This window comes from Pseudodesulfovibrio karagichevae (assembly GCF_041414475.1).
In the GTDB taxonomy this organism is placed as follows: Bacteria; Desulfobacterota; Desulfovibrionia; order Desulfovibrionales; family Desulfovibrionaceae; genus Pseudodesulfovibrio; species Pseudodesulfovibrio karagichevae.
This window is the reverse complement of record NZ_JBGLYH010000141.1, coordinates 1-412: the sequence shown is the minus strand read 5'-3', so window position 1 is coordinate 412 and position 412 is coordinate 1. Positions and strand designations below refer to the sequence as shown.

1 protein-coding gene is annotated in these 412 nt (G+C 55.8%); it reads left to right on the top strand.

From position 1 onward, the window contains the following. On the top strand, positions 1–412 hold a 412-nt coding region (locus AB6M95_RS19715; protein ID WP_503366748.1), incomplete at both ends, for a site-specific integrase.

Here is a 412-nt window from a genome sequence, read left to right as displayed (position 1 = left end):
CCAAGCCCCAAATCCTGCTTTCCGAAGCCCTGAAACGGTACAAGGCGGACAGGATCGCCGCCAAACGCTGGAGCGAGGGCAGCGCCAAAGATATCATGTCCACGCTCAACAGCCTGACAGATGTCCTCGGCGACATTCCGATGAATGAAGTGGACCGCCAAGCCGTGCGCCATGTACGGGATACCCTGCTCCAGCTTCCCCGGTTCCGGAACAGCAAACGATTTAAGGGCAAAACCATCCAAGAAATGGTCGCCCTTGAACCGGACAACACGGTTGCCGTCAGCACCGTGAACAACAACCTGACCAACATCTCATCGTTTTTGACGTGGTGCGAGGACGAGCAGCTTATTCCCACCAACCCAGCCCACCGCCTTAAAATCAAAGAAGAAAAGCCGGAAACGGAACACCGCTC